The sequence below is a fragment of the Streptomyces sp. NPDC006643 genome (assembly GCF_042870175.1).
Classification (GTDB): Bacteria; Actinomycetota; Actinomycetes; order Streptomycetales; family Streptomycetaceae; genus Streptomyces.
In genome coordinates this window covers 113,095-138,094 of sequence record NZ_JBIAHA010000013.1, presented here as the reverse complement: position 1 = coordinate 138,094, position 25,000 = coordinate 113,095, and the positions used below count along the sequence as shown (strand labels likewise).

Here is a 25,000-nt window from a genome sequence, read left to right as displayed (position 1 = left end):
CTACTGGGGGTCGGGGCCCGTCGCCACCGGGCGCTCGGGGTCCGCCGTCCACTCCGACCAGGAACCGGCGTACAGCGCCGCCGGGATGCCCGCGATCTCCAGCGCCACCAGTTGGTGCGCCGCCGACACCCCGGAGCCGCAGTAGACACCGACCGCGGGGCCGGTGCCGTCGGCCGTCGCGCCCACGGCCTTGAACCGGGCGGCGAGCGTCTGGGCCGGGAGGAAGCGGCCGTCGGCGCCGACGTTCTCGGAGGTGGGCGCGGAGACCGCGCCGGGGATGTGGCCGCCGACGCGGTCCAGCGGCTCGACGTCACCCCGGTAACGCTCGGCCGCCCGCGCGTCGAGCAGCAGCCCGTCGCGCGCCAGGGCGGCGGCGCCGTCGGCGTCGAGCAGCGGCAGCGAATCCGGTACGGGGGTGAAGTCGCCCTCCTCCGGCGTGGGGATCTCGGTGGTCAACGGGCCGTCCCAGCCCGCGAGTCCGCCGTCCAGCACCCGTACGTCCCGGTGCCCGGTCCAGCGCAGCAGCCACCAGGCGCGGGCCGCGGCCCAGCCCAGTCCGGCGTCGTAGACGACGACGGGGGTGCCGGCCGAGACGCCCGCGCGGCGCATCGCCGCGCCGAACGCCGCGACGTCGGGCAGCGGATGACGGCCACCGGCGCCGGGCGGGGCGGCGAGTTCCGCGTCGAGGTCGACGAAGACGGCGCCCGGCAGATGGCCGGCCTCGTACTCCGGGCGGCCGGGCGGGGCACCGGGGGCGTAGCGGACGTCGAGCAGGACGGGCGGCCGGGGCCCGGCCGTCCGGTCGGCGAGTTCGGACGCGGAGATGATGACTGTCATGCGTGCCATCCTCGCGTACCGGCAAGGGATTTCGGCTCGGACCCGTGCGTGATGACACGGCGACGTTACGTCCTTGTCAAAACGGTCATCCTGTTGCTGGATCACGCCAAAAGCGGCGCGGCCGGGGCGCGGGGCGCGGCGAGGAGTGGAACCATCTGCTCGGGCACCCGGCCGCGCCGTTTCGAGGCGTCTGGCCTGTCTTCCGCATGTCCATCCCGATCACGGCCGTCCGCGAACGGTTCGAGGAGAGAGAGACGATGACTGAGGCACCGGTCCGGCGCAGACCCGGCACTCCATGCTGGGTGAGTCTGATGGTGCGCGGCCTCGGCACGACCCAGGAGTTCTACGGAGCGATGTTCGGCTGGACCTTCGTCCGGGTGCCGGGAGCCCAGCAGTTCGGCCCGTACGTGCGTGCCGTCCTCGACGGCAAGGAGGTCGCCGGGATCGGTGAACTGGCGCCGGGGAGACGGTTGCCGCTGGCGTGGACGACGTATCTCGCCACGGACGACGCCGACGCGACGGCCGAGTCGATCAGGGGCTGCGGCGGCACCGTCGGGGTGGGGCCGCTGGACGCGGGGAACGAGGGGCGGCTGGCGATGGCGTCGGATCCGGCCGGCGCGGTCTTCGGGATCTGGCAGGCGCGGGCGCACACCGGGACCGCGGTGGCCGGGCCGCACGGGACGCCTGTCTGGAACGAGTTGGTGACCCGCGAGGCTTCGTGGGTGAGTACGTTCTACCGGTCGGTTTTCGGATACGACCTGGAGGCCGTCGACAAGGACGGCGACGACGTGGTGACGCTGCGCCTCGACGGGCGCGCGGTGGCGACGCTGCACGGGGTGGGCGAGGGGCTGGGCCCGATCCGGGCGTCGCACTGGATGACGTATTTCGAGGTGGCCGACACGGACGACGCGGCGCGGCGCGGCGTCGAGTTGGGCGGGCATGTGATCGATCCGCCGTGGGAGACGGCGGCGGGGCGGGTGGCGACCCTGGCGGATCCGGAGGGCGCGGTCTTCAGTGTGGTGCGGTCGGCGGCCCGCTGAGCGGGGCCGGTCGCGCCGGGGTCGGTGACCCAGGGGTCGGTCGCGGCGGGGGGTACGTAGCCTGGGCCTCAGTGGCCGGGCGCGGGTGCGGTGTCGCGGTGTACGGCGGGGCCGTCGCCCATCTCGACGGGCAGCACGTCCGGTGACAGCGCGGCGGCCCTGGCGGTGGCCGCCGTCATCCTGCGCCTGTGGTGGCGCCGGCACAGCACCTCGTAGCCGACCTCGTCCTGCGAGTGGTGCACGTCGCCGACGACGACCTGGGCGCCCTCGACCACCATCACCCCGCCCACCGAACGGGCGTTGTGCGTGGCCCGCGCGCCGCACCAGCACAGCGCCTCGACCTGGAGGACCTCGACGCGGTCGGCGAGTTCCACCAGCCGCCGCGAGCCCGGGAAGAGCCTGGTGCGGAAGTCGGTGGTGATGCCGAAGGCGAAGACGTCCAGGTCGAGATCGTCCACGATCCGGGCGAGCTGGTCTATCTGTTCGGGGGCGAGGAACTGCGCCTCGTCGGCGATGACGTAGTCGCAACGGCCGCCCTGGGAGAGGCGGTCGACGATGTACGCGTAGAAGTCGAAGCCCTCGGCCGCCTCGACGGCGTCGGTCACCAGGCCGAGCCGGGAGGAGAGTTTGCCCTCGCCGGCGCGGTCGTCGCGCGTGAAGATCATGCCGAGGAGACCCCGGGCCGAGCGGTTGTGCTCGATCTGAAGAGCCAGGGTGCTCTTTCCGCAGTCCATCGTTCCGGAGAAGAACACCAGCTCGGGCATGAGGAAGTGAAGGCCTTTCGGATACGGCGGGAGAACGGGTGCGCCGGGCGGGACCGGGGCGGGGCGGCTACGAGCGTACTTCGAGGAGCGGTACCAACTGCTCGACGGGGGTCATCGAACCGTGCATCCCGACCATCGCGGACTCGCGCGGCTCCAGGACGGAGGCGGTGATGACCACGTCGTCGTGGGCGGCGGCGACGACATCGCCGATCCGGCCGTACACCCGCTCCTCCACACCGTCCGGCGGACCGAACCAGCCCGCCGCGACGGCCTCGTCGCGGCTCGCGACCCAGAACCGGTCCCCCAGCACCTCGCGCCAGACGGTGAGTACGTCCGCCTCGGCGCCCGGTACGGCGTACACGTGGCGGGCGCGGCCCTCGCCGCCGAGGAGGGCGACACCGGCGCGCAGCTCCCAGTCCTCGTCGAAGTCGATGCGCGACTCCTCGTCGAAGGGGATGTCGATCATGCCGTGGTCGGCGGTGATGTACAGGGCGGAGCGCGGCGGCAGTTGCTCGGCGAGGCGCTGGGCGAGCCGGTCCACATACATGAGCTGGCCGCGCCAGGCGTCGGAGTCCATGCCGAACTTGTGGCCCTTGCCGTCGACCTCGCTGTAGTACGTGTAGACCAGCGACCGGTCCCCCGCGGCCAGTTGGGCGGCGGCGAGGTCCATGCGCTCCTCGCCGGAGAGACGGCCGTGGAAGGTGCCGCCGCTCAGCGCGATGTCGGTGAGCGGTGTGCGTTCGAAGACCGGGGACGAGACCTGCGCGGTGTGGATCCCGGCGGCGTCGGCGAGTTGGAAGCAGGTGGGATGCGGCTGCCACACGTGCGGGTCGGTCCAGGGGCGCCAGCGGAGCTGGTTCATCAGCGCGCCGGTCGCGGGGTCGCGCACGGTGTAGCCGGGCAGGCCGTGGGCGCACGGCGGCAGGCCCGTACCGAACGAGGCGAGGGAGGTCGCGGTGGTGGCCGGGAAACCGACGGTGATCGGCCGGCCGGTGCCGCCGCGCGACGTGGCCAGCAGCGACGTCAGATACGGGGCCTCGTCGGGGTGGTCCTTGATCTGCTGCCAGCCGAGGCCGTCGATCAGGAAGACGCAGTTGCGGTCGGCGGGGGTGAGTTCGGGGATGACGCCGCCCGGGACGGTGACACCCTGGCCGGTGACGAGCGTGGGCAGCAGATCGGCGAGCGAGCCGCCGCCGTACTCGGGGACGGGCGCGGTGTCCAGCGCGAGCGGGACCGGGTCCTGCCAGGCGGCGGGCTGGGCGGCGCGGCCGGCGGCCATCAACGGCCGGTCGACGACGCGGCGGCCGTGGTGGCTTCCGAGAGCGACTGGGCGAAGACGAGCGTCTGCCGTACGGTGTCGGGCCCGTCACCCGCCTCGCTGACGCGCAGGCTGAGGTCGTCGGCGGTGGAGTTGCCGGTGTAGCCGTGGTCGGCCTCGCAGTTGGGGTCGCCGCAGGCGGCGGGCTCCAGATCGATACGGGCGACCGCGCCCCAGCCGATGGTCAGGACGACTTCGCGGGGCAGCGTGCCGGGGGTGTACGACTCGGGATTCGCGACGACACGGCTGACCACGACGGACGAGATCCGGTCCAGCTTGACGGACTCGGTGGAGGTGGTGGCGTACGGCGTCGGCGAACTGGTGTCGGCGGCCTGCTCGTCGGTGTGGCTGACGATGAAGCGGCGGGCGGTGAGGACGAGGACGGTGACATGCCGGCGGACCTCGTTGGAGTCGAACGTCGTCTCCTGATGGACCAGATACGAGGCGATCGGCTCGCCACCGACAGCGGCCTCCACCGCTTCGGCCACGAGAGCCGGGTAGTAGCCACTGCGCTCGATAGCCGTGCGCAGCCCCTGGGTCGTCGTACCGGTCTTCGCCATGGACCCCATCCTACGGTGGCGGGATGTATGGCCAGGACCGTACGGACCCCGTCAGTAGCTGGGCAGGCGGCGGGGGCCGAGGTCGTCGCGGGACGGCGGCGGGGCGAGCCGGACGCTCGCGCCGAGCACGGAGAGACCCCGCGCGGCGACCACCACCGGTTCGAGCGCCACGGAGACGATCTCCGGGTGGTCGTCGACGAGCCGGGACACCCGGAGCAGCAGCTCTTCGAGGGCGGCGGTGTCGACGGGCGCGGAGCCGCGCCAGCCGAAGAGGAGGGGCGCGGTGCGGATGGACCGGAGCAGTTCGGCGGCCTCGCGGTCGGTGACGGGGACGAGCCGGTGCGCCAGATCGCCCAGCAGTTCGGAGGCCACGCCCGCCAGCCCGAACGACAGCACGGCGCCGGCGGCCGGGTCGATGACGGCGCGCACGACGGTGTCCACCCCGCGCGGTGCCATCGCCTGGACGACGGGCCGCAGCTCGGCGGGCTCACCGAGGAGGTCGGTCAGCTCGCGGTACGCCGACCGCAGCTGCGCCTCGTCGGCGAGATCGAGCCGTACGCCGCCGAGGTCGGCCCGGTGGCGCAGATGCGGCGCGGTGGTCTTGAGCGCGACGGGGTAGCCGAGCCGCGCGGCGGCCTCGACGGCGCCGTCGGGTCCGGGCGCGGGCAGGGTGGGCCGTACGGCGATCCCGTACCGCCCGAGCAGCTCGCGGGTGTCGTCGTCCCCGAGGGCCGCGCCGCGCGGGTCGGCCGGCGCGTCGCCGAGCAGCCGGTCGATGAGGGCGGCGGCTCCGCTCTCGTCGATGTCGTCGTACTCGGGCACCTTCCCGGGCTCGGCGGCCTGCCGCCGCCACTGCGCATAGGTAACGGCCTGCCCAAGCGCCCGCACGGCACGCTCGGCGGCGGGGTAGGCGGGGATCCGGCCGGGGGTGGGGGTGGCGGCCGATGCGGGGCCGGGGCCGACGCTGGGCGATGTGTGCGGACCGCCGGGGGCGGGGGTGGCAACCCCGGACACCGGGCCGCGCTCGCCGGCACCGCGGGCGAGGTCGGGGGTGGCGCCGGATGCCGGCACGGGCGCGGGCCGATCGGCCGAGACCTCGGTGTCACCACCCGCGCCCGGACCCTCGGCGCCGGCACCGGCAGCCGGGCCGTCAGGCGCGGGGGCGGCAGGCGCGGGGGCGGCAGGCTGCGGCGACGAGTTCGGGCCCCCGGAGTCGCTCGGCGCGGGCGGCGCGGGCGGCGTCGTACGGTGCGGAGCAGCGGGGACGGGGCCGGGCGGGCCCGGTGGCTCGTCCCGGGGCGGGGCCGTCGTCGTCGCCGCCGAGAGTGCCTTCGCCAGGCCGCCGATCTCGACGTGGACCACCGCCACCGGTTTGGCCGGGGACGCCGAGGCCGCCTCGCGCAGCGCCGTCGCCAGGACCTCGCCGTCGCCCGATTCCCTCGTGCCGTTCTCGTTCACCCAGGGGATCGCCGTGACCACGACCGCGTCGCAGCCGGGGTCCGCCAGCGCCGTCGCCAGCGCCGTACGGAAGTCCTCCGGGCGGGCCGCCGTCGTGAGGTCGAGCGGGGGCAGCGGGCGCAGGCCCTCCGTCAGGCAGGCGTCGTACGTGAGGAGGCCGAGCGACTCGGAGTTGCCGAGGATCGCCACGTGCGGGCCCGCCGGGAGGGGCTGGGTCGAGAGCAGGAGACCGGCGTCCACCAGTTCCGTGACGGTGTCCACGCGGATCACCCCGGCCTGGCTGAGCAGCGCGGAGACCGTCGCGTCCGGGATGCGGGTGACCGGCACCGCGTGCCCCGGCGGCGCGCTGCCGCTGTGCCGCGCGCCTTTCGCGACGACGACCGGCTTGACCGCCCCCGTACGCCGCGCCAGACGCGTGAACTTCCGCGGGTTGCCGATCGATTCGAGGTACAGCAGCACGACGTCGGTGTCCGGGTCGTCGTGCCAGTACTGGAGGAAGTCGTTGCCGGAGACGTCCGCGCGGTTGCCCGCCGAGATGAACGTGGACAGTCCCGCGCCGCGCCGTACCAGTCCCGCGAGCAGCGCGATGCCGATCGCGCCCGACTGGGTGAAGAGGCCGATCCGTCCCCGGTCGGGCGGCTCGGGCGCGAGGGAGGCGTTGAGCCGGACCGGTGGCGCGGTGTTGATGACGCCGAACGCGTTGGGGCCGATGACCCGCATCCCGTACGACCGGGCCTGCCGCACCAGTTCGCGCTGCCGCTCCCGCCCGGCGGGCCCGCTCTCGGCGTATCCGGCGGACAGCACCACCAGGCCCTGGACGCCGTGTTCGCCGCAGTCGGCGACGACGTCGGGCACCCGCTCGGCGGGGACGGCGACGACCGCGAGGTCGACGGGCTCCTCGATCTCCGCGAGGGAGCGGACGGCCGGGACGCCGTCGATCTCGGCGAGTTCCGGGGGCAGGGCCAGGTTCACCGCGTACGTACGGCCCGTGAAGCCGCCGTCCAGAAGGTTGCGCAGGACGGCGCGGCCCACGCCGCCCGCCGTGCGGCCGGCGCCGACGACGGCCACGGACGACGGACCGAGGAGCCGCTGCACGGAGCGCGCCTCGGCGCGCTGTTCGCGGCCCCGCTGGACGGCGAGCGACTCGGCGGTCGGTTCGAGGTCGAGGACGAGACGGACCGAGCCGTCCTCGAAGTTGCGTTTCTGGGTGAACCCGGCGTCCCGGAACACCTTGATCATCTTGTTGTTGGCGGGCAGCACCTCCGCCGCGAAGCGCCTGATCCCGCGCTCGCGGGCCACCGCGGCGATGTGTTCGAGGAGCGCGGAGGCGATCCCGCGCCCCTGGTGCGCGTCCTGGACGAGGAACGCGACCTCCGCCTCGTCGGCCGGCGCCGACGCGGGCATGCCCCGGCTGTCGATGCGGTCGTAGCGGACGGTGGCGACGAACTCGCCGCCGACGGTCACCGCGAGGCCCACCCGGTCCACGTAGTCGTGGTGGGTGAACCGGTAGACGTCCTTGTCGGAGAGCCGGGGGTAGGGCGCGAAGAAGCGGTAGTACTTCGACTCGTCCGAGACCTGTTCGTAGAAGCTGACCAGCCGCTCGGCGTCATCGGTGGTGATGGGCCGCACGCGCGCGGTGCCCCCGTCGCGCAGGACCACGTCTGCTTCCCAGTGAGCGGGGTACGCGTGCTGCGACGGCGGCGTCATGGGGAGAGCCTACGGCGCGCACACCGGTAGCGTCGGCTGCCCGGCCGGGGCAGGCTGGGGGGTGCCGCACCGGTCCGTTACGGGGCACATGAGACACTGGTCTAGACAACAACTGTGACATTGAAGGGCAACACCATGGCTGAGCGCCGCGTCAACGTCGGCTGGGCCGAGGGCCTGCACGCCCGTCCCGCCTCCATCTTCGTCCGCGCCGCCACGGCCTCCGGCGTTCCGGTGACGATCGCCAAGGCGGACGGCAGCCCGGTCAACGCGGCGTCGATGCTCGCCGTGCTGGGACTGGGCGCGCAGGGCGGCGACGAGGTCGTCCTGTTCTCCGACGCGGACGGCGCCGAGGTCGCGCTTGACCGGCTGGCGAAGCTGGTCGCGGAGGGCCTGGACGAGCTTCCCGAGACCGTCTGAGGCACCGCGTACGCACGACGAAGGCCCCGGCGGGACCGCCGCCGGGGCCTTCGTCGTACGCGGACACCCGCCGGACCCGCCCTAGGGCGGGTCCGCAAAGTCCCGCCTGGCCCGCGGCGCCTGGCACGGCGCCTCGCGGCGTTGTCGGAGTCGGCCGAGTACGCCCGGTACGAGGCCGATCCTCCGCCTTGCGACGCACCGCACCAGCCGCCGCGCGCCCCGCCCTGCGGGCGGACGACGCTACTTCCCGGACCCGCCCTAGACAGCCACCCCGTGCCCGCGCAGATACGCGACCGGGTCGATGTCGGAGCCGTACTCCTCGCTCGTGCGCGCCTCGAAGTGCAGGTGCGGGCCGGTCGAGTTGCCGGTCGAGCCCGAGAGGCCGATCGGTGCGCCCGGCGTGACGCCCTGGCCGACGGAGACGCCGATCGAGGAGAGGTGGCCGTACTGGGTGTACGTGCCGTCGTTCATACGGATCACGACGTTGTTGCCGTACGCGCCGCCCCAGCCGGCCTCGACGACGGTGCCCGCGCCGACAGCCACGACCGAAGTGCCGGACGCCGCGCGGAAGTCGACGCCGGAGTGGCTGCCGGAGGACCAGAGCGAGCCGCCCGTCCGGTAACCGGTGGTGACCGGTGAGCCCGCGACCGGGAGCTGGAAGGAGCCGAGGCGCTCGCGCTCCGCGGCCCGTGCCGCGCGCTCCTCGGCCTCGCGTGCCTCCTTGGCGCGGGCCTCCGCCTTGCGCTTCGCCTCGGCCTTGGCGCGGGCGGCGGCCTTGGCCTCCGCCTTCGCCTGTGCCTTCGCCGCCGCGGCCTTCCGGGCGGCCAGGTGCTGCGCGTCGGCCTGGGCGTCGATCGTCGCGGCGAGCGAGTCGTCGATGACGATGGCGGGGGCCGGGGCGGCGGGGGCGGTGTCCGGTGCGACGGCCGCCTCCGTGTCGGCGGCGAGCGCCGGGGATCCGAGGGTGCCGATGACACCGGCCGCTGTGAGAGTCGCGACTCCGGCGAGGTTCGCGCCGCGGCGCGTCAGTCGGCTCGGGGCACGGTGCTTCCCGGTGGCACGGGTGAACGCCATGAAGTGGCTGGTCCTTTCCTTCCTTCTCGCCTACCGGGTTAGCTGACGGGTTCGGAGCAGGAAGGTCTCCTACGGGCTCCTCCGCGGTGTGCGCGAAGGCCCCCGATTCACCCCAGGGACACGAGAGTGGGTCCCCGGCTCCCCAGGCTCGCGCCTGACGGGGACTCGGCGATGGCTGTTCGGTGCCGCGGTCGCGGCGGGCTCTGGCGAACAGCCGGACCGACGCTAAAGGGGTCATCTTTCAATCACCAAACGGACAGGCCGTTTTGTAGCGCACGCCACAGAGCATTCGGGCAACCTCCTGATGAATGCGGACATAGCGGGGAACCCCGGTGACAGTTTCATCACCGGGGTTCCCTTTGTCCGCCGCGCGGAGCTGCCGTACAGGCGCCGTCGGCCTCAGCCGGTGACGACCTTCACCTCGCCGATGTTCAGGGCCTCGATGGGCTCCCGGATCACCGACGCGTCCCCGACGAGCACCGTGACCAGCCGGTCGACGGGGAACGCGCTGACGACGGCGGCCGTCGACTCGACCGTGCCGGTCTCGGCCAGCCGCTCGTACAGCCGGGCCTGGAAGTCGTCCGGGAGGTGCTGCTCGACCTGGTCGGCGAGGGTGTCAGCGACGGACGCGGCCGTCTCGTACTTCAGCGGCGCGACGCCGACCAGATTCTGCACGGCCGTCTCACGCTCGGCGTCCGTCAGCCCTTCGGCCGCGAGCGTACGCAGCACCTTCCACAGGTCGTCCAGCGCGGGCCCGGTCGACTCGGTGTCGACGGAGCCGCTGATGGCGAGCATGGAGGCACCCGTGCCCTGCGGGTCGGAGCGCAGCACCTGCGCGAAGGCCCGCACGCCGTACGTGTAGCCCTTCTCCTCGCGCAGCACCCGGTCGAGCCGGGAGGTGAGCGTGCCGCCCAGGCAGTACGTGCCGAGCACCTGGGCCGGCCAGACCCGGTCGTGCCGGTCGGGGCCGACGCGGCCGATCAGGAGCTGGGTCTGTACGGCTCCGGGCCGGTCGACGATCACCACACGGCCGGTGTCGTCCGCGGTGACCGGCGGCACGGGGCGCGGCTCGGAGGTGTCGCCCGTCCAGTCGCCGAGGGTCTCGGCGAGCAGGGCGTCGACGTCGACGCCGGTGAGGTCGCCGACGATCACCGCGGTGGCGGTGGCGGGGCGGACATGCGCGTCGTAGAACGCGCGGACACCCTTGGCGTCGATCCGTCCGACGGTCTCCTCGGTGCCCTGGCGCGGGCGCGACATGCGCGAGGTGACCGGGAACAGCTCCTTGGACAGCTGCTTGGCCGCGCGGCGGGCCGGGTTGGCCTGCTCGTGCGGGATCTCGTCCAGCCGGTTCGTGACGAGCCTGCCGACCTCGCTGTCCGAGAACAGCGGCGCGCGCAGGGCGTCGGCGAGCAGGCCGAGCGCCTTGGGCAGCCGGGAGACCGGGACCTCCAGGGAGACCCGGACGCCGGGGTGGTCGGCGTGCGCGTCGAGCGTGGCGCCGCAGCGCTCCAGCTCGGCGGCGAACTCCTCGGCGGTGTGCTTGTCGGTGCCCTCGGACAGCGCGCGGGCCATGATCGTCGCGACACCGTCCAAGCCCTCGGGCTCGGCCTCCAGCGGTGCGGCGAGGGAGATCTCGACGGCCACCACCTGCTGGCCGGGGCGGTGGCAGCGCAGCACCGTCAGGCCGTTGGGCAGCGCGCCGCGCTCGGGCGCGGGGAACGCCCAGGGCCTGGCCTCGCCGGCCGTGGGCTGCGGGTGGAACTCCATGGTCACGGCAGCGTCGCTCACTGGTCCGCCCCCTCGTGCTCGTCGGTGATCTCGTCGGAGGCGGCGTCCTCGTCGTCGGCGGTCGTCGGCTCGTAGACCAGCACCGCCCTGTTGTCCGGGCGCAGTCGGGCCGCGGCCACCTCGCGCACCTCGTCGGCCGTGACGTCCAGCACCCGCTGGACGGCGGTCAGCGCCAGCTGCGGGTCGCCGAACAGCACCGCGTACCGGCACAGTTCGTCCGCGCGGCCCGCGACCGTGCCGAGCCGGTCGAGCCATTCGCGCTCCAACTGGGCCTGGGCGCGCTCCATTTCCTCGGCCGTGGGGCCCTCGGCCGCGAACCGGGCCAGTTCCTCGTCGACCGCGGCCTCGATCTGCGGCACCTCGACGCCGCCGGACGTCTTGACGTCCAGCCAGCCGAGCGAGGGGGCGCCGGCCAGGCGCAGCAGTCCGAATCCGGCGGCGACGGCCGTACGGTCACGGCGCACCAGGCGGTTGTGGAGCCGCGAGGACTCGCCGCCGCCGAGGACGGTGAGCGCCAGGTCGGCGGCGTCGGCCTCGCGGGTGCCGTCCTGCGGCAGCCGGTAGGCGGCCATCAGCGCGCGCGCCGGGACGTCCTCGTGGATCTCCTCGCGGAGCTGCCCGCCGATGGTGTCGGGCAGCGAGCCGTCGCGCGGCGGCTGCTTGCCGTCGTGGCCGGGGATCGAGCCGAAGTACTTCTCGACCCAGGCGAGGGTCTGCTCGGGGTCGATGTCGCCGACGACCGAGAGCACCGCGTTGTTCGGCGCGTAGTACGTACGGAAGAACTGGCGCGCGTCGTCGAGGGTCGCCGCGTCCAGGTCGGCCATCGAGCCGATCGGGGTGTGGTGGTAGGGGTGGCCCTCGGGGTAGGAGAGCGCGGTCAGCCGCTCGAAGGCGGTGCCGTAGGGCACGTTGTCATAACGCTGGCGGCGTTCGTTCTTCACGACGTCGCGCTGATTCTCCATCCCCTCGTCGTCCAGGGAGGAGAGCAGCGAGCCCATCCGGTCGGCCTCCAGCCAGAGGGCGAGCTCCAGCTGGTGGGTGGGCATGGTCTCGAAGTAGTTGGTGCGCTCGAAGCTGGTGGTGCCGTTGAGCGAGCCGCCGGCGCCCTGCACCAGTTCGAAGTGACCGTTGCCCTTGACCTGCTTCGAGCCCTGGAACATCAGGTGCTCGAAGAGGTGTGCGAGGCCCGTACGGCCCTTGACCTCGTGGCGTGAGCCGACGTCGTACCAGAGGCAGACCGCGGCGACCGGGGTCAGGTGGTCCTCGGAGAGCACCACGCGCAGTCCGTTGGCGAGCCGGTGCTCGGTCGCTGTCAGGCCGCCGGAACCGGCCTGCGCTGTGGCCGTGTGACCCATGGGCATGTACGTCCCTTCGATCGCGATATGGAGAAGTCCTGCCACTGTATGCAAGCGTGCCGACGCCTGGCGAAGTTCCCGTGCCGGACGAGGCGGCGAGGACTCGCCATCGGTTCCTCCCCGGCTCCGGAAACGGCGCCTCGGGCCGTTCAACGACGGGTCGAGGTCGGCGTTGTCGGTGCGGCGGTCCACAATGGTCCGCGTCAGTTACTCAAGTTGTCCGCACGTTGTCCGTCCAGAACCGCACAGACCTGTGAAGGAGCCGCAGCAGCGATGGCCCGCCGCAGCACGAAGACCCCGCCGCCGGAGGACTTCGAGGAGAAGATCCTCGACATCGACGTGGTCGATGAAATGCAGGGCTCCTTCCTTGAGTACGCGTACTCGGTGATCTACTCCCGTGCCCTGCCCGACGCCAGGGACGGCATGAAGCCGGTGCACCGCCGCATCGTTTACCAGATGAACGAGATGGGCCTGCGCCCCGACCGCGGCTATGTGAAGTGCGCCCGCGTCGTCGGCGAGGTGATGGGCAAGTTGCACCCGCACGGGGACGCGTCGATCTACGACGCCCTCGTCCGGATGGCGCAGCCCTTCTCGATGCGGCTGCCGCTGGTCGACGGGCACGGCAACTTCGGTTCTCTCGGCAACGACGACCCGCCTGCCGCCATGCGGTACACGGAGTGCCGGATGGCCGACGCCACGTCACTCATGACGGAGTCGATCGACGAGGACACCGTCGATTTCCAGTCGAATTACGACGGCCAGGAGCAAGAACCGGTCACGCTGCCCGCCGCGTATCCGAATCTGCTGGTCAACGGCGCCTCCGGAATCGCTGTCGGCATGGCGACGAACATGGCGCCGCACAATCTGGGTGAAGTCATCGCCGCCGCCCGGCATCTGATCAAGCACCCAGGCGCCGACCTGGACACCCTGATGCGGTACGTGCCGGGGCCCGATCTGCCCACCGGTGGCCGGATCGTGGGCCTGCAAGGCATCAAGGACGCGTACGCGAACGGGCGCGGGACGTTCAAGATCCGCGCCACGGTCACCGTGGAGGACGTCACCGCGCGCCGCAAGGGCCTCGTCGTCACCGAACTGCCCTTCACCGTCGGCCCGGAGAAGGTGATCGCCAAGATCAAGGACCTGGTCTCGGCGAAGAAGCTGATGGGCATCGCCGACGTCAAGGACCTCACGGACCGCGCGCACGGGCTGCGTCTGGTCATCGAGATCAAGAACGGCTTCGTCCCCGAGGCGGTGCTGGAGCAGCTGTACAAGCTGACGCCGATGGAGGAGACCTTCGGCATCAACAACGTGGCGCTGGTGGACGGTCAGCCGCTGACGCTGGGGCTCAAGGAGCTGCTGGAGGTCTATCTCGACCACCGCTTCAACGTCGTGCGCCGGCGCAGCGAGTTCCGCAGGACCAAGCGGCGCGACCGGCTGCATCTGGTCGAGGGGCTGCTCGTCGCGCTCATCGACATCGACGAGGTCATCCGCCTCATCCGGTCGAGCGACAACTCGGCGCAGGCCAAGGAGCGGCTGATCGAGCGCTTCTCGCTGAGCGACATCCAGACGCAGTACATCCTGGACACGCCGCTGCGCCGGCTCACCCGGTTCGACCGGATCGAGCTGGAGAGCGAGCGCGACCGGCTCAACGGCGAGATCGACGAGCTGACCGGGATCCTGGAGTCGGACGCCGAGCTGCGCAAGCTCGTCTCCGGCGAACTGGCCACAGTGGCGAAGAAGTTCGGCACGGACCGGCGCACGGTGCTGCTGGAGTCGGGCAGTTCGCCGGTCGCTGCTGTGCCGCTGGAGGTGGCGGACGACCCGTGCCGGGTGCTGATGTCCTCCACCGGGCTGCTGGCGCGTACGGCCAACGGCGGGCCGCTGGGCAGCGGCGACGGCAAGCGGGTGAAGCACGACGTGATCGTCTCGGCCGTGCCGGCGACGGCGCGCGGCGAGGTCGGGGCGGTCACCTCGACCGGACGGCTGCTGCGGATCTCCGTCATCGACCTGCCGCAACTGCCCGACACGGCGTCGGCGCCGAATCTGTCGGGCGGCGCGCCGCTCGCGGAGTTCCTGACGCTGGAGCCGGACGAGGAGCTGGTGTGTCTGACGACGCTGGACGAGTCGTCGCCGGGCCTGGCGCTGGGCACGCTCCAGGGTGTCGTGAAGCGGGTCGTCCCCGACTATCCGTCCAACAAGGACGAGTTGGAGGTCATCAGCCTCAAGGAGGGTGACCGGGTGGTGGGCGCGGCCGAGCTGCGCACGGGCGAGGAGGATCTGGTGTTCATCACCTCCGACGCCCAACTGTTGCGCTACCAGGCCTCGCAGGTCAGGCCGCAGGGCCGGCCCGCCGGAGGCATGGCCGGCATCAAGCTGACCGAGGGCGCCTCGGTGATCTCCTTCACGGCGGTCGACCCGGCGGGCGACGGGGTGGTCTACACGGTCGCGGGCTCCCACGGCACGCTGGACGACTCGGAGACGACGGCGAAGCTGACGCCGTTCGACCAGTATCCGCGCAAGGGGCGGGCCACCGGCGGGGTGCGCTGCCAGCGGTTCCTGAAGGGCGAGGACCTGCTGATCCTCGCCTGGGCGGGTGCGGCCCCGGCGCGGGCCGCGCTGAAGAACGGGTCACCGGCGAAGCTGCCGGAGCCGGATCCGCGCAGGGACGGCTCGGGCACGCCGCCGCCGTCGGTCGTCGCCGTACTGGCCGGTCCGGCCAGCTGACGTACGGCGCGGGCGCTCAGATCGGGTCGGCGGCCTCCTCGGCCGCCGGCTCGGACCGTACGTAGCGCAGGACGCCCCACATGGCGGAGCCGTCACCACTGTCGGCAGCGGTCCCCACGTCGGCCTCGGTGACGGCGCAGAGCGTCAGCTCCTTCTCCAGGGCGTCGCGGTCGATGCCGGAGCCGATGAGTACGAGCTGTGTACGGCGCTCGGCGCCGCGTGGCCAGGGCTCGGGGTAGAACCGCAGGAAGCGGCCGACGGCGTGTACGGCGTAGCGGTTGCCGGGGTCGGCCGCGCCGAAGTCCACGAATCCCTTGACGCGGTAGAGCCCTTCCGGCCGTGAGTCGAGGAAGGTCATGAGCCGGCGCGGGTGCATGGCGGCCGGTTCGTCGTACGACAGGCTCTCGTACGCGGTGTGCGGATGGTGCGCGTGCTCCTGGTCCCCGTCCCCGTCCCCGTCCCCAACCCCGTCGTCGGCCTCGTCGTCGCGCAGGTCCTCGAAGGAGAGCTGGCGGATCTTCTCGTCCTCGGCGGGGCGGGTGGCCGGGTCGAAGAGCAGCCCCGGGTCGATCCTCCCGTACGACGCGGAGACCACCGCCGCTCCTGGGGCGAGCGTCCCGATCACCGTGCGGACGCGTTCGTGCTCGGCGGGAGTCACCCGGTCGGTCTTGTTCAGAACGACGAGGTCGGCGACGGCGAGATGCCGGTCGGTCTCGGGGTGCCGTTCGCGGGTGGCGTCGAACTCGGCCGCGTCCACGACCTCGACGAGCCCTCCGTACACGGTGCGCGGACTGTCGCCGGCGAGGATCATCCGGACGATTTCCTGCGGCTCGGCGAGGCCGCTCGCCTCGATGACGATGAGGTCGATCCGCGCGGCGGGGCGGCTGAGCCGCTCCAGATAGCCGTCGAGCTCGCTCGCGTCGACGGCGCAGCACAGACAGCCGTTGCCGAGGGAGACCGTGGAGCCGACCTGGCCCGCGACGGTCATGGCGTCGATCTCGACGGCCCCGAAGTCGTTGACGACGACCGCGACACGGTTGCCGGCCCTTCGGCGCAGGAGATGGTTGAGCAGGGTCGTCTTGCCCGAGCCGAGGAAGCCCGCGAGGACGACCACCGGGATCTGCCTGTCGGCCACGTTCCGATCCCCCGTGTCAGCTCGAACGCTCTCTTCGGGCGGCCAGTTCGTCCCGATTCCACCAGGAGAATCCCGCCTTGGCCGAGGGCGCGACCGCGTGGACCCGCTCCTGGAGGGTGACTTCGAAGCGCGGACGCCACGCGTAGAAGCGAGTCATGCCGACGGGATGGTCGGTCTGACCGGCGACCCAGTGCTTGCCGTCCTCGACGCCCCACCGCACGCCGAGCTCATGCTCCTCGAAGCCCTCCTCACGGACCAGATCGGTGAGCGCGTTCGCGACGGACACGGCCTCCGCCTCGTCCGCCAGCTCTTCCACCCCGATGACGAGCATGATGTTGACACCCATGGGCCCATCGTAATTGGCCGTGCGGGGCCGAGGTTTGGAGGCCGGGTCGCCTCGATCGCCGGACGGCTCGACGAGCCGTCCGGCGATCGAGGACAGAGCATCGAGCCTGTCCGGCGATCCGAGGGCCGGTCGCGCCTACCGGACCGGCTCGGGCCAGGTCGCGCAGTCGTCCCAGGTGGTGTCCCAGCCGGAGTTGCCCCCGCCGTCGGTGATCTCGAAGGTGCCACTGCCCGCCGGGTACGGGCAGTTGTACGTACCGGCGACACCCACATCCGTCGCCGTGACGCCCTTGAAGGTGACCGCTCCGGGTGTCTCGGCCTGGACCACGACCGTCCCGACGCCGTCGACCGTGGCGCCGTCGACGGTCACATTGCGGACGGCCTTGCCCGTGCCGCCGCCGGAGACGAACTCGAAGACGCTGTAGGGGCTGTCGGTGACGGTGGTGCCGGTGATGTTGACGTTCGCCTCGATGGCGCTGTCGTACGAGTCGACCCGCAGGGCGCCCATCGGGTGCTGCCAGTTGGGGTTCATCGCGCCGGTGCGTACGAGGGTGTTCCCCGAGACCGTGATCGTGCCGGCCAGCGGGAAGAACGGGTCCATGAACTTCTGGTTGGAGATCGCGATACCGCTGCCGAGGGCGTTGGTGTCGAGAACCAGATTGTCCTTGACGGTGATGTCGCGGCCACCGTAGATCGCGATGCCGTTGGCCAGGTTGGGCTGCGAGATGGTGTTGTTGGCGAAGGTGCTTGAACTGTTGGTGGTGTTCAGCGACCACATGGCGAGCGAGTCGTCGCCGGTGTTGCGCAGGAAGTTCTCCCGCACCTGTACGCCGTTGGCCGTGCCGTTCAGGTTGAGCCCGTCGGCCGTCATGTCGAGGATGCGGTTCTTCTCCACGACGAGGTTGTCGTTGTTGCCGGTCAGCCAGAGACCGACCTTGAGGTGCTGGAGCCACATCCCGGAGACGCTTGAGTTCGGGCCGAGTGAGCCGTTGACGAAGTTGTCCGGATTGCTGTCGACGCGCTCGGTGACCTCGCCGATGACGGCGAAGTCGTGCAGCCCCACGTTGCCGGTCGGGGCGTTCGACTGGTCGATGAACCGCGAACTGCGCACCACGGAGTGCCAGTTGCCCGCGCCCCGCAGCTCAACGTCGTCCACGCCGCTGAGCGACTGGGTGAGCTTGTACTCGCCCGGCGGGATCCAGACGACGCCGCCCTTCGCGGCGGCGACGGCCTCGCGGAACGCCTGCGTCGAATCCCCCTGGCCGCTGGGGTCGGCGCCCTTGTCGACGACGGAGACCGCGCCGGACGGGGCTCCGGCGGGCCCGGCGACCTGCTCGAAGTCGGCGACGTCGATCGCGGTCGGGACGCTCGCCTCGAACTTCACCTTCGCGCCGGCGGGCAGATCCCGCCCGAGCAGCGCGCGGGTGTTGCCGAGGAGATGGTGCGTCTTGGAACCGGCGATCCAGGGGGTGTCGACGTACGAGTACTTCGACGTGACGGCGAGCGTCGTGTCGGTCTTCACCCCGTCGATGTAGACGGCGAGGGTGCCGGACTGGCCGTCGGGGACGCTGTACGCGAGGTTGACGGCGTTCGCGGCCACAGGGAGCGTGAACTCCACGCTCTGGCCGGCCGCCAGTTGGACGGCGCGCCGGCCGGAGGACTCCGAGGCGAGCGTGCCCTGGGTGTGGTCGGGGCCGACGGCCGATCCGTTCGTGGTGGCGCTCTCCGCCTCGACGGAGGTGAACGGGAGGGCCGCGCCGGCCGCCCTGGGGGCGTCGGCCGTCTCCGTGGGCCCGGCCGTCGCCGTGGGGGCGACGAGGGCGAGTCCGGTGGCCGCGACGGACACGGCGGTGGCGATCGACAGCATCGCGCGCCCGGTGGTCATGTTCCTGACATGCAGTTTCATGTGCGGGTCCTGCACCTTCCTGTGGGGCGGAGGGATGGCAGGTGGGCCTACGCCTTCCGCCCGCCCCGTGCCGGGGCGGGCGGTTCGGCCGCGGAGGTCAGCTCCGCAGCCAGGCCGCGGTGTCCTGCGGCAGCCTCCCCTCGTCGTCCAGGGGGCCGCTGGTCAGCAGAACGCTTGTGTGGCCGGGCAGTTCCGTGGGGGGCCCGGCGAGGTTGACGACGCAGATCAGGCCGTCGGTACGGGTGAAGGACAGCACGCCGGGACCGGACGGCAGCCAGGTCAGCGGCGCCTCGGCCGCGTCCCCAGGCGCCCGGACGACGGCGAATCCGGGCTCCGTACGGCGCAGCCGCAGCGCCTCCCGGTACAGGGTGAGCATCGACCCCGGGTCGCCGGTCTGGAGGTCCGCGGCGTACTTCGCCCAGGACTCCGGCTGCGGCAGCCACGGCTCGGTGTCTCCCCCGAAGCCGGCGTACGGCGCGTCGGCCGTCCAGGGCAGCGGTACGCGGCACCCGTCCCGGCCCGGATCCGTACCGCCGGACCGGAAGTGCATCGGGTCCTCGATGCGCTCACGCGGGATGTCGGCCTCGGGCAGGCCCAGTTCCTCGCCCTGGTAGACGTACACGGCGCCGGGCAGCGCCAGCGAGAGCAGCGCGGCGGCGCGGGCCCGTCCGGTGCCCAGCTCCAGATCGGTCGGGGTGCCGAACGCCTTGGCCGCGAAGTCGAAGCCGGTGTCCTCGCGCCCGTAACGGGTCACGGTGCGGGTGACGTCGTGGTTGGCGAGCACCCAGGTGGCGGGGGCGCCGACCGGCGCGTGCTCGGCGAGCGTGTCGTCGATGGCGGTCCGCAGCAGGTCCGCGTCCCAGGGGCAGGACATGAAGCTGAGGTTGAAGGCGGTGTGCAGTTCGTCGGGGCGCAGATAGCGGGCGAAGCGCTCGGCGTCGGGAAGCCAGACCTCGCCGACGAAGATGCCGCCGTACTCGTCGGCGATGGCGCGCCAGGAGCGGTAGATGTCGTGGAGTTCGTCGCGGTCCACGAAGGGGTGGGGGTCGGTGCCCGGTGTGAAGTCGGGCAGGGCCGGGTCCTTCGCAGGCAGGACGGCCGAGTCGATCCGTACGCCCGACACGCCCCGGTCGAACCAGAAACGCAGCACGTCCTCGTGCTCGCGGCGGACCGCCGGGTGGGCCCAGTTGAGGTCGGGCTGCCCGGTGGCGAACAGATGCAGATACCAGTCGCCATCCTCCAGCCGGGTCCAGGGGACGCCGCCGAACTCGGACACCCAGTTGTTCGGGGGGAGTTCGCCGTCCGGCCCGCGCCCCCGGCGGAAGTGGAACAGCTCCCGCTCGGGGCTGCCCGGTCCGGCCGCGAGAGCCGCCTTGAACCAGACGTGCTGGTCGGAGACATGGTTGGGCACGACGTCGACGATCGTACGAAGACCCAGTTCACGGGCCTCGGCGATCAGTTTCTCGGCCTCGGCGAGGGTGCCGAAGGCCGGGTCGATGGTCCGGTAGTCGGCCACGTCGTATCCGCCGTCGGCGAGCGGCGAGAGATACCAGGGGGTGAACCACAGTGCGTCCACGCCCAGTTCCACGAGATACGGCAGCCTGGACCGCACGCCGGCGAGATCGCCGGTGCCGTCGCCGTCGCCGTCGGCGAAGCTGCGTACATAGACCTGGTAGATGGCGGCGTCGCGCCACCATTCGACGGTGGCCTCGGCCGGCTGGTTGGCTGCCACGTGACGGTCCTTTCGGGCAGGTGGGGACTCCGCCGCCGGCCCCCGGTCGACGGGGCGCTGGATGGGTGAGCCGGCGGCGGAGCGCTTGGGGAGTGGGCCGGACGGGGGCGGAGAGGACGATCAGCCCTTCAGGCCGCCCGCGGTCAGACCGCTCATGATGTTGCGCTGGAAGAGCAGGAAGATGAGCAGCGTCGGGACGGACGCGATGGTGAGCGCGGCGATCAGGACGTTCTCCGGCACACCGCTGGCGAGCGAGTAGATGCCCACGTTCAGCGTCTGTTTGCTCGGATCGGGCAGGGTCAGCATCGGCCAGAGGAAGTCCTTCCAGACGCCCACGACCGCGAAGATCGACACGACTCCCAGAATCGGCCGGGAGATCGGCAGCACCACGGATCTCAGGGTGCGCGTCGCCGATGCCCCGTCGATGGCCGCCGCGTCCAGCAGCTCCCGGGGGATCGAGTCGAAGAATCTCTTGAGCAGGAAGATGTTGAAGGCGTTGGTCACGGACGGCAGCCAGATCGCCCAGGGCGAGTTGAGCAGATTCCGTTCGACGATCGGTACGTCGAGCACCGTCAGGTACTGGGGCACGACGAGGACGGTCGCCGGGATCATCAGCGTCATCAGCATCAGGCCGAGGATGGCCTTGCCGAAGATCGGCCGCAGCTTGGAGAGCGAGTAGGCGGCGGCCACGTCGAAGATCAGCTGGAAGGCGAGCGCGCCGAACGCGTAGTACAGGGTGTTGAAGAGCAGCTTGGCCAGGTCCATCACCTTCCAGGCCTGCTCGTAGTTCTCCGGATGCAGGGAGGTGGGGAAGGCCGTCGGGGGGCTCTGCACCACTTCCTGGGTGGTCTTGAGACCGCCGGTGACCATCCAGTAGAGCGGCCCGAGGAAGACCAGGGTGAAGAGAAGGACCACCAGGGCGAAGACGACCCAGTAGAGCGTCCTGCCGCGGGATCTGCCCAGCTGGGCCGGTGAGATCAGGGTCCGCGGGCGGGCGACTTCGACGGTGGCGGCCCGCTTGCGCCGCGGTATGAGCGTGTTCGCTGTCATGCCTTCTCTCCCCTCCTAGTCTTCGCTGCTGCGGCTGAGGCGCACGTACACCGCGGAGAAGCCCGCGAGGAGTACGAGCAGAACGAGTCCGAGTGCCGCCGCGCTGCCGTAGTTGTTGAAGTTGAACGCGTACTGGTAGATGAGATAGACGACCGTCGTCGTCGACCCCTCGGGACCGGCCCCGTTGGTGAGCAGGAACGGTTCGGTGAATACCTGCATCGTCGCGATGATCTGCATGAGCAGCATCAGCGAGAGAATGAGTTTGGTCTGCGGGATGGTGACGTGCCAGATCTTGCGGAATATTCCCGCGCCGTCGAGTTCGGCCGCCTCGTACAGCTCACCGGGAATACCCTGGAGCGCGGCGAGATAGATCAGGGTCGCGCCGCCCATGTTCATCCAGGTCGCCGCGATGACCACGGAGATCATGGCCGTGTCGGTGTCCTGGAGCCACTGTTGGGCCGGGAGCCCGAAGACTTCCAGGATACGGTTGAACAGGCCGTATCCGGGGTCGTAGAAGTACTTGAACAGCAGTACGGAGGCGACCGGCGGCAGCATGACGGGGAGATAGACGAGCAGCCGCAGATATCCCTGGCCGTGCCGGAATTCGTTGATCACGACGGCGATGACGAACGGGACGATGAATCCCAGCAGCAGCGCGAGCGCGGTGAAGAGCAGCGTGTTGCGCCACGCCTGCCAGAACGCCGGATCGTTGAAGATGTACGTGAGGTTGGACCAGCCGGCCCAGGTGGTCTCTCCGTTCTCGTTCTTCTGGAAGGCCAGGATGAATTCCCTGACCATCGGATACCAGGAGAAGAACGAGAAGCAGAGCACGGCTCCGATCAGGAACCCGTGCGCCGAGAGATTGCGGCGTACGGACCGCAGGAACTCCTCGCGGGCGGAGTCCGTCCGGGCGGAGCCGGGGCGTCGTCCGGGGCTCGGCTCTTTCGCCTCGCTCTTGGACAGGGTGGGGGCCGACATGCTCTCTCCTCGGTGCCGGTACGCAGACTCGTTGACTCACGGCCGGGGCGGGACCGGGTCCGCGTGACCCGGTCCCGCGCGTCCGTTACTGCGTCGCCAGGACTTGGTTGACCTGCTGCTCGGCGGTCGTGAGCAGCTTGTCGACGTCCGCGTCCTCGTTGGTCAGCACGCCCGACATCGCGACGTCGAGGATCTTGTAGATCTCCTGCGCCTTCGGCGGCTCGGCCTTGCCCTTGACGGGGTTGTCCATGAAGGGCTTGAAGTTCTCGACCGGCATCGTGGCGTGCTCGCTGCGCTGCGCGTCGTCGGTGGCCTTGGACTCACCGAGCCAGAAGTTCGGCTGCGGCAGTCCGACGGGGAGCTTGTCCGCCTTGCTGCGCTCCCACTCGAACTGGCCCTTGCCCGGGGTGAGGAACTTGAAGTTCTGCCAGGCGATGGCGGCCTTGATCTTGTCGGGCGAACTGCCCTTCTTGATCATGTAGTTGTTGCCGCCGAAGAGGGTCGCCTTGGCGCCGGGGATCGGTCCCATGCCGAAGTTCTCGTACTTGGCGCCGAGTTGCTGGACCATGTACGTGATGTCGTCGGGCGCCGCGAGGAACATGCCCAGCTTGTCGGTGGCTATCTGCTTCTGGAGGTCGCCCCACTTGAGCAGCTGGGTCTTGCCCATGCTGTCGTCGTCCCAGCGCATGGTGCGCAGGTTCTCCAGGACCTGCTTGCCCAGGTCGGTGTTGAACGCGGCCTTCTTGCCCGACGCGTCGACGACGTCGCCGCCGAGTCCGTAGAGCGAGGCGGTGAAGTGCCAGCCGCCGTTGTTGCCGGCGCTGTACTCGCCGAAGCCGGAGACGCCGCCGCCGATCCCGGCGATCTTGTCGGACGCCGTACGGACCTCTTCCCAGGTGGTGGGAGGCGAGTTGGGGTCCAGTCCGGCCTGCTCGAAGAGCTTCCGGTTGATCAGCAGACCCATGGTGTAGTTGCTGGTCGGCAGGCCGTAGAGCTTGCCGTCCTTCTTCAGCACGTCCAGCACATTGGGGTCGATGTCCTTCAGCGCGGGCACGGACTTGTCGTTGACGTACGCGGAGATGTCCTCGGCGCCGTCGTTGTCCAGCACCTGCTGAAGGTCGGTGAAGTAGGTGTAGTACACGTCGGGCTGGGACTTCGCCTTGAGCATCGCGGTGAAGCGCGGCGGCTCCAGGCACTGGCCCGGCGTGGACTTCCCGTTGATCTTGACGTTGGGGTACGTCTTGTTGAACTCCTTGACGTCCTCGTTCCACTCCTTCAACTCCGCGGCCTTCGCGGCCGGCGGCATACAGTCGATCGAGAGTGTCACCTTGGCCTTCGGGTCCAACGGCGCTGACGGGTCGGACGACCCGCCGCCGGAGTCGCCGTCGTCGTCGCTACTGCTGCTGCTCGTGCCGCAGGCGGCGAGAGTCAGGGCGAGCACGGTGACAATGGCGGCCGCGGCGGTGCGGTCGATACGGCGATTACGGCGGAACCCAGCACTTCTCATCGATGGTCCCCTTCGGGCATGAGCGTGGAAGGCCCACGGCTGAAACTCTGCCGGGGCGCGGCACACTCAACCACCGTCGACAGGAGACCGCAAGATCTCGCGCCGTTTTCGTAAAAGTTTGACAGCCTTCCGCATGGGTCACGACCCGCCCGGGGGCCCGGAGTTGGACAGGGCGGGATTTGTCAGACAGGACCCGCGGGACCGCCACAGGGCCCCCGAGGGGGCCCTGGAAGGGGCTTGCAAGGCCCGCACGGGGGCCGGAAGACGGGGACAGGGCCTAGCGCGGCGACTGCGCCGTGGAGCCGCGTACGACCAGCTCCGGCTCGAACAGCAGCTCGCCGGGCGGCACGGCACCGCCCTGGATCTGGGCGCACAGCAGCTCGACCGCGGCCCGCCCCATCGCCTCGATGGGCTGACGGACCGTCGTCAGCGGCGGCTCGGTGCAGTTCATGAAGGCGGAGTCGTCGTACCCGACGACGGAGACCTCGCCGGGGACGTCGAGTCCGCGCCGGCGGGCGGCCCGTACGGCGCCGAGCGCCAGCGGGTCACTGGCGCAGATGATGCCGGTGACCCCGCGGTCCAGCAGCCGCGCGGCGGCGGCCTGGCCGCCTTCCAAGGAGAACATCGACCGCTCGATGTACTCGTCGGGCAGCGACTCCCCCGCCGCCTTCACGGTCGCGAGGGCGGCGGCGAGCTTGCGCCGCGACGGTACGTGGTCGGCCGGGCCGAGGACGAGGCCGATGCGCTCGTGGCCGAGCGAGGCCAGATGCCGCCACGCCTGCTCGACGGCGACGGCGTCGTCGCAGGAGATGGTGGGGAAGTCCAGGTTCTCTATGGGCGCGTTGATGAGCACCACCGGGATCTTGCGCTCGTGGAGCTGCCGGTAGTGCTCGTGGGGCGCGTCGGCCTGGGCGAACAGACCGCCGGCGAAGACGACTCCGGACACCTGCTGCTGGAGCAGCAGTTCGACGTAGTCCGCCTCGGAGACGCCGCCCTTGGTCTGCGTGCACAGGACGGGGGTGAGCCCCTGCTGGGCCAGCGCGCCGCCGATCACCTCGGCGAAGGCCGGGAAGATCGGGTTCTGGAGCTCGGGCAGGACGAGCCCGACCAGTCTGGCGCGCTCGCCGCGCAGTTGCGTCGGCCGCTCGTACCCCAGCACGTCCAGCGCCGTCAGCACGGACTGCCGGGTGGCCTGGGAAACTCCCGGCTTGCCGTTGAGCACCCGGCTGACCGTGGCCTCGCTGACCCCAACCTTCTTAGCCACCTGAGCAAGTCGTCGCGTCATACACGCAAGACTAGCGCAAA

At 71.1% G+C, this 25,000-nt stretch carries 19 protein-coding genes and 1 riboswitch; of the genes, 3 read left to right on the top strand and 16 right to left on the bottom strand.

Annotated features, from left to right (window positions below; genetic code table 11):
* Complete coding sequence (locus ACFYNU_RS19175) at positions 1-837, bottom strand: sulfurtransferase (protein ID WP_356591820.1); 837 nt, start codon at positions 835-837, stop codon at positions 1-3.
* Positions 838-1,094: 257 nt separating this feature from the next.
* Between ACFYNU_RS19175 and ACFYNU_RS19170 the strand changes: the two genes are divergently transcribed.
* On the top strand, positions 1,095-1,877 hold the full coding sequence (locus tag ACFYNU_RS19170; protein ID WP_356591822.1) for a VOC family protein: 783 nt from the start codon (positions 1,095-1,097) through the stop codon (positions 1,875-1,877).
* Positions 1,878-1,945: 68 nt separating this feature from the next.
* Here ACFYNU_RS19170 and ACFYNU_RS19165 read toward each other — a convergent pair whose 3' ends face one another.
* The 4 genes from ACFYNU_RS19165 to ACFYNU_RS19150 form a co-directional block, all read right to left on the bottom strand.
* The gene (locus tag ACFYNU_RS19165) at positions 1,946-2,641 is read right to left on the bottom strand and encodes a thymidine kinase (protein WP_356591824.1); all 696 of its coding nucleotides are present in this window, start codon (positions 2,639-2,641) and stop codon (positions 1,946-1,948) included.
* 67 nt (positions 2,642-2,708) lie between these two features.
* The gene (locus tag ACFYNU_RS19160; protein ID WP_356591826.1) at positions 2,709-3,920 is read right to left on the bottom strand and encodes a nucleotide pyrophosphatase/phosphodiesterase family protein; all 1,212 of its coding nucleotides are present in this window, start codon (positions 3,918-3,920) and stop codon (positions 2,709-2,711) included.
* Positions 3,920-4,519 carry a DUF5998 family protein gene (locus ACFYNU_RS19155; RefSeq protein WP_356591828.1) on the bottom strand — a complete coding sequence of 200 codons (600 nt, stop codon included), beginning with the start codon at positions 4,517-4,519 and terminating at the stop codon, positions 3,920-3,922. The genes ACFYNU_RS19160 and ACFYNU_RS19155 overlap by 1 nt, the downstream gene beginning before the upstream one ends.
* Positions 4,520-4,570: 51 nt before the next feature.
* Positions 4,571-7,684 carry a GNAT family N-acetyltransferase gene (locus ACFYNU_RS19150; RefSeq protein ID WP_356591830.1) on the bottom strand — a complete coding sequence of 1,038 codons (3,114 nt, stop codon included), beginning with the start codon at positions 7,682-7,684 and terminating at the stop codon, positions 4,571-4,573.
* Positions 7,685-7,819: 135 nt separating this feature from the next.
* Here ACFYNU_RS19150 and ACFYNU_RS19145 point away from each other — a divergent pair, with 135 nt between their 5' ends.
* Positions 7,820-8,101, top strand: a complete 282-nt coding sequence (locus ACFYNU_RS19145) for an HPr family phosphocarrier protein (protein WP_356591832.1) — start codon at positions 7,820-7,822, stop codon at positions 8,099-8,101.
* A gap of 258 nt (positions 8,102-8,359) precedes the next feature.
* Here the strand turns inward: ACFYNU_RS19145 and ACFYNU_RS19140 are convergent, their stop codons facing one another.
* The 3 genes from ACFYNU_RS19140 to ACFYNU_RS19130 form a co-directional block, all read right to left on the bottom strand.
* On the bottom strand, positions 8,360-9,175 hold the full coding sequence (locus ACFYNU_RS19140; protein ID WP_356591834.1) for a M23 family metallopeptidase: 816 nt from the start codon (positions 9,173-9,175) through the stop codon (positions 8,360-8,362).
* A gap of 12 nt (positions 9,176-9,187) precedes the next feature.
* A riboswitch (cyclic di-AMP (ydaO/yuaA leader) is annotated at positions 9,188-9,356 on the bottom strand.
* A gap of 218 nt (positions 9,357-9,574) precedes the next feature.
* Positions 9,575-10,942, bottom strand: a complete 1,368-nt coding sequence (locus tag ACFYNU_RS19135; RefSeq protein ID WP_356592008.1) for a pitrilysin family protein — start codon at positions 10,940-10,942, stop codon at positions 9,575-9,577.
* 17 nt (positions 10,943-10,959) lie between these two features.
* Complete coding sequence (locus ACFYNU_RS19130) at positions 10,960-12,324, bottom strand: pitrilysin family protein (protein WP_356592010.1); 1,365 nt, start codon at positions 12,322-12,324, stop codon at positions 10,960-10,962.
* A 267-nt stretch (positions 12,325-12,591) separates the two neighbouring features.
* On the opposite strand from ACFYNU_RS19130, the gene ACFYNU_RS19125 reads away from it, so the two are divergent.
* The gene (locus ACFYNU_RS19125; protein WP_356591836.1) at positions 12,592-15,042 is read left to right on the top strand and encodes a DNA topoisomerase IV subunit A; all 2,451 of its coding nucleotides are present in this window, start codon (positions 12,592-12,594) and stop codon (positions 15,040-15,042) included.
* A 16-nt stretch (positions 15,043-15,058) separates the two neighbouring features.
* Here ACFYNU_RS19125 and ACFYNU_RS19120 read toward each other — a convergent pair whose 3' ends face one another.
* The 8 genes from ACFYNU_RS19120 to ACFYNU_RS19085 form a co-directional block, all read right to left on the bottom strand.
* Complete coding sequence (locus tag ACFYNU_RS19120) at positions 15,059-16,177, bottom strand: GTP-binding protein (RefSeq protein ID WP_356591838.1); 1,119 nt, start codon at positions 16,175-16,177, stop codon at positions 15,059-15,061.
* 16 nt (positions 16,178-16,193) lie between these two features.
* Positions 16,194-16,523, bottom strand: a complete 330-nt coding sequence (locus tag ACFYNU_RS19115) for a hypothetical protein (protein ID WP_356591840.1) — start codon at positions 16,521-16,523, stop codon at positions 16,194-16,196.
* A 135-nt stretch (positions 16,524-16,658) separates the two neighbouring features.
* Positions 16,659-18,428, bottom strand: coding sequence for a glycosyl hydrolase family 28-related protein (locus ACFYNU_RS19110; protein ID WP_356591842.1), 1,770 nt, complete (start codon positions 18,426-18,428; stop codon positions 16,659-16,661).
* Positions 18,429-18,525: 97 nt separating this feature from the next.
* Complete coding sequence (locus ACFYNU_RS19105) at positions 18,526-20,160, bottom strand: glycoside hydrolase family 13 protein (RefSeq protein ID WP_356591844.1); 1,635 nt, start codon at positions 20,158-20,160, stop codon at positions 18,526-18,528.
* Between the two features lie 120 nt (positions 20,161-20,280).
* On the bottom strand, positions 20,281-21,210 hold the full coding sequence (locus ACFYNU_RS19100) for a carbohydrate ABC transporter permease (RefSeq protein WP_356591846.1): 930 nt from the start codon (positions 21,208-21,210) through the stop codon (positions 20,281-20,283).
* A gap of 15 nt (positions 21,211-21,225) precedes the next feature.
* Positions 21,226-22,188 carry a sugar ABC transporter permease gene (locus ACFYNU_RS19095; RefSeq protein WP_356591848.1) on the bottom strand — a complete coding sequence of 321 codons (963 nt, stop codon included), beginning with the start codon at positions 22,186-22,188 and terminating at the stop codon, positions 21,226-21,228.
* 85 nt (positions 22,189-22,273) lie between these two features.
* Positions 22,274-23,695, bottom strand: a complete 1,422-nt coding sequence (locus tag ACFYNU_RS19090; RefSeq protein WP_356591850.1) for an extracellular solute-binding protein — start codon at positions 23,693-23,695, stop codon at positions 22,274-22,276.
* A 277-nt stretch (positions 23,696-23,972) separates the two neighbouring features.
* Positions 23,973-24,980, bottom strand: coding sequence for a LacI family DNA-binding transcriptional regulator (locus ACFYNU_RS19085; protein ID WP_356591852.1), 1,008 nt, complete (start codon positions 24,978-24,980; stop codon positions 23,973-23,975).
* Between the last annotated feature and the right edge of the window lie 20 nt (positions 24,981-25,000).

What these genes read in the sequence shown, in the direction of transcription:
- ACFYNU_RS19110 (WP_356591842.1), bottom strand. Translation starts at nt 18,428, where the DNA reads ATGAAACTGCATGTCAGGAACATGACCACCGGGCGCGCGATGCTGTCG.
- ACFYNU_RS19170 (WP_356591822.1), top strand. Translation starts at nt 1,095, where the DNA reads ATGACTGAGGCACCGGTCCGGCGCAGACCCGGCACTCCATGCTGGGTG.
- ACFYNU_RS19165 (WP_356591824.1), bottom strand. Translation starts at nt 2,641, where the DNA reads ATGCCCGAGCTGGTGTTCTTCTCCGGAACGATGGACTGCGGAAAGAGC.
- ACFYNU_RS19125 (WP_356591836.1), top strand. Translation starts at nt 12,592, where the DNA reads ATGGCCCGCCGCAGCACGAAGACCCCGCCGCCGGAGGACTTCGAGGAG.
- ACFYNU_RS19150 (WP_356591830.1), bottom strand. Translation starts at nt 7,684, where the DNA reads ATGACGCCGCCGTCGCAGCACGCGTACCCCGCTCACTGGGAAGCAGAC.
- ACFYNU_RS19090 (WP_356591850.1), bottom strand. Translation starts at nt 23,695, where the DNA reads ATGAGAAGTGCTGGGTTCCGCCGTAATCGCCGTATCGACCGCACCGCC.
- ACFYNU_RS19100 (WP_356591846.1), bottom strand. Translation starts at nt 21,210, where the DNA reads ATGACAGCGAACACGCTCATACCGCGGCGCAAGCGGGCCGCCACCGTC.
- ACFYNU_RS19115 (WP_356591840.1), bottom strand. Translation starts at nt 16,523, where the DNA reads ATGGGTGTCAACATCATGCTCGTCATCGGGGTGGAAGAGCTGGCGGAC.
- ACFYNU_RS19160 (WP_356591826.1), bottom strand. Translation starts at nt 3,920, where the DNA reads ATGGCCGCCGGCCGCGCCGCCCAGCCCGCCGCCTGGCAGGACCCGGTC.
- ACFYNU_RS19130 (WP_356592010.1), bottom strand. Translation starts at nt 12,324, where the DNA reads ATGCCCATGGGTCACACGGCCACAGCGCAGGCCGGTTCCGGCGGCCTG.
- ACFYNU_RS19135 (WP_356592008.1), bottom strand. Translation starts at nt 10,942, where the DNA reads ATGGAGTTCCACCCGCAGCCCACGGCCGGCGAGGCCAGGCCCTGGGCG.
- ACFYNU_RS19175 (WP_356591820.1), bottom strand. Translation starts at nt 837, where the DNA reads ATGACAGTCATCATCTCCGCGTCCGAACTCGCCGACCGGACGGCCGGG.
- ACFYNU_RS19095 (WP_356591848.1), bottom strand. Translation starts at nt 22,188, where the DNA reads ATGTCGGCCCCCACCCTGTCCAAGAGCGAGGCGAAAGAGCCGAGCCCC.
- ACFYNU_RS19155 (WP_356591828.1), bottom strand. Translation starts at nt 4,519, where the DNA reads ATGGCGAAGACCGGTACGACGACCCAGGGGCTGCGCACGGCTATCGAG.
- ACFYNU_RS19145 (WP_356591832.1), top strand. Translation starts at nt 7,820, where the DNA reads ATGGCTGAGCGCCGCGTCAACGTCGGCTGGGCCGAGGGCCTGCACGCC.
- ACFYNU_RS19140 (WP_356591834.1), bottom strand. Translation starts at nt 9,175, where the DNA reads ATGGCGTTCACCCGTGCCACCGGGAAGCACCGTGCCCCGAGCCGACTG.
- ACFYNU_RS19085 (WP_356591852.1), bottom strand. Translation starts at nt 24,980, where the DNA reads ATGACGCGACGACTTGCTCAGGTGGCTAAGAAGGTTGGGGTCAGCGAG.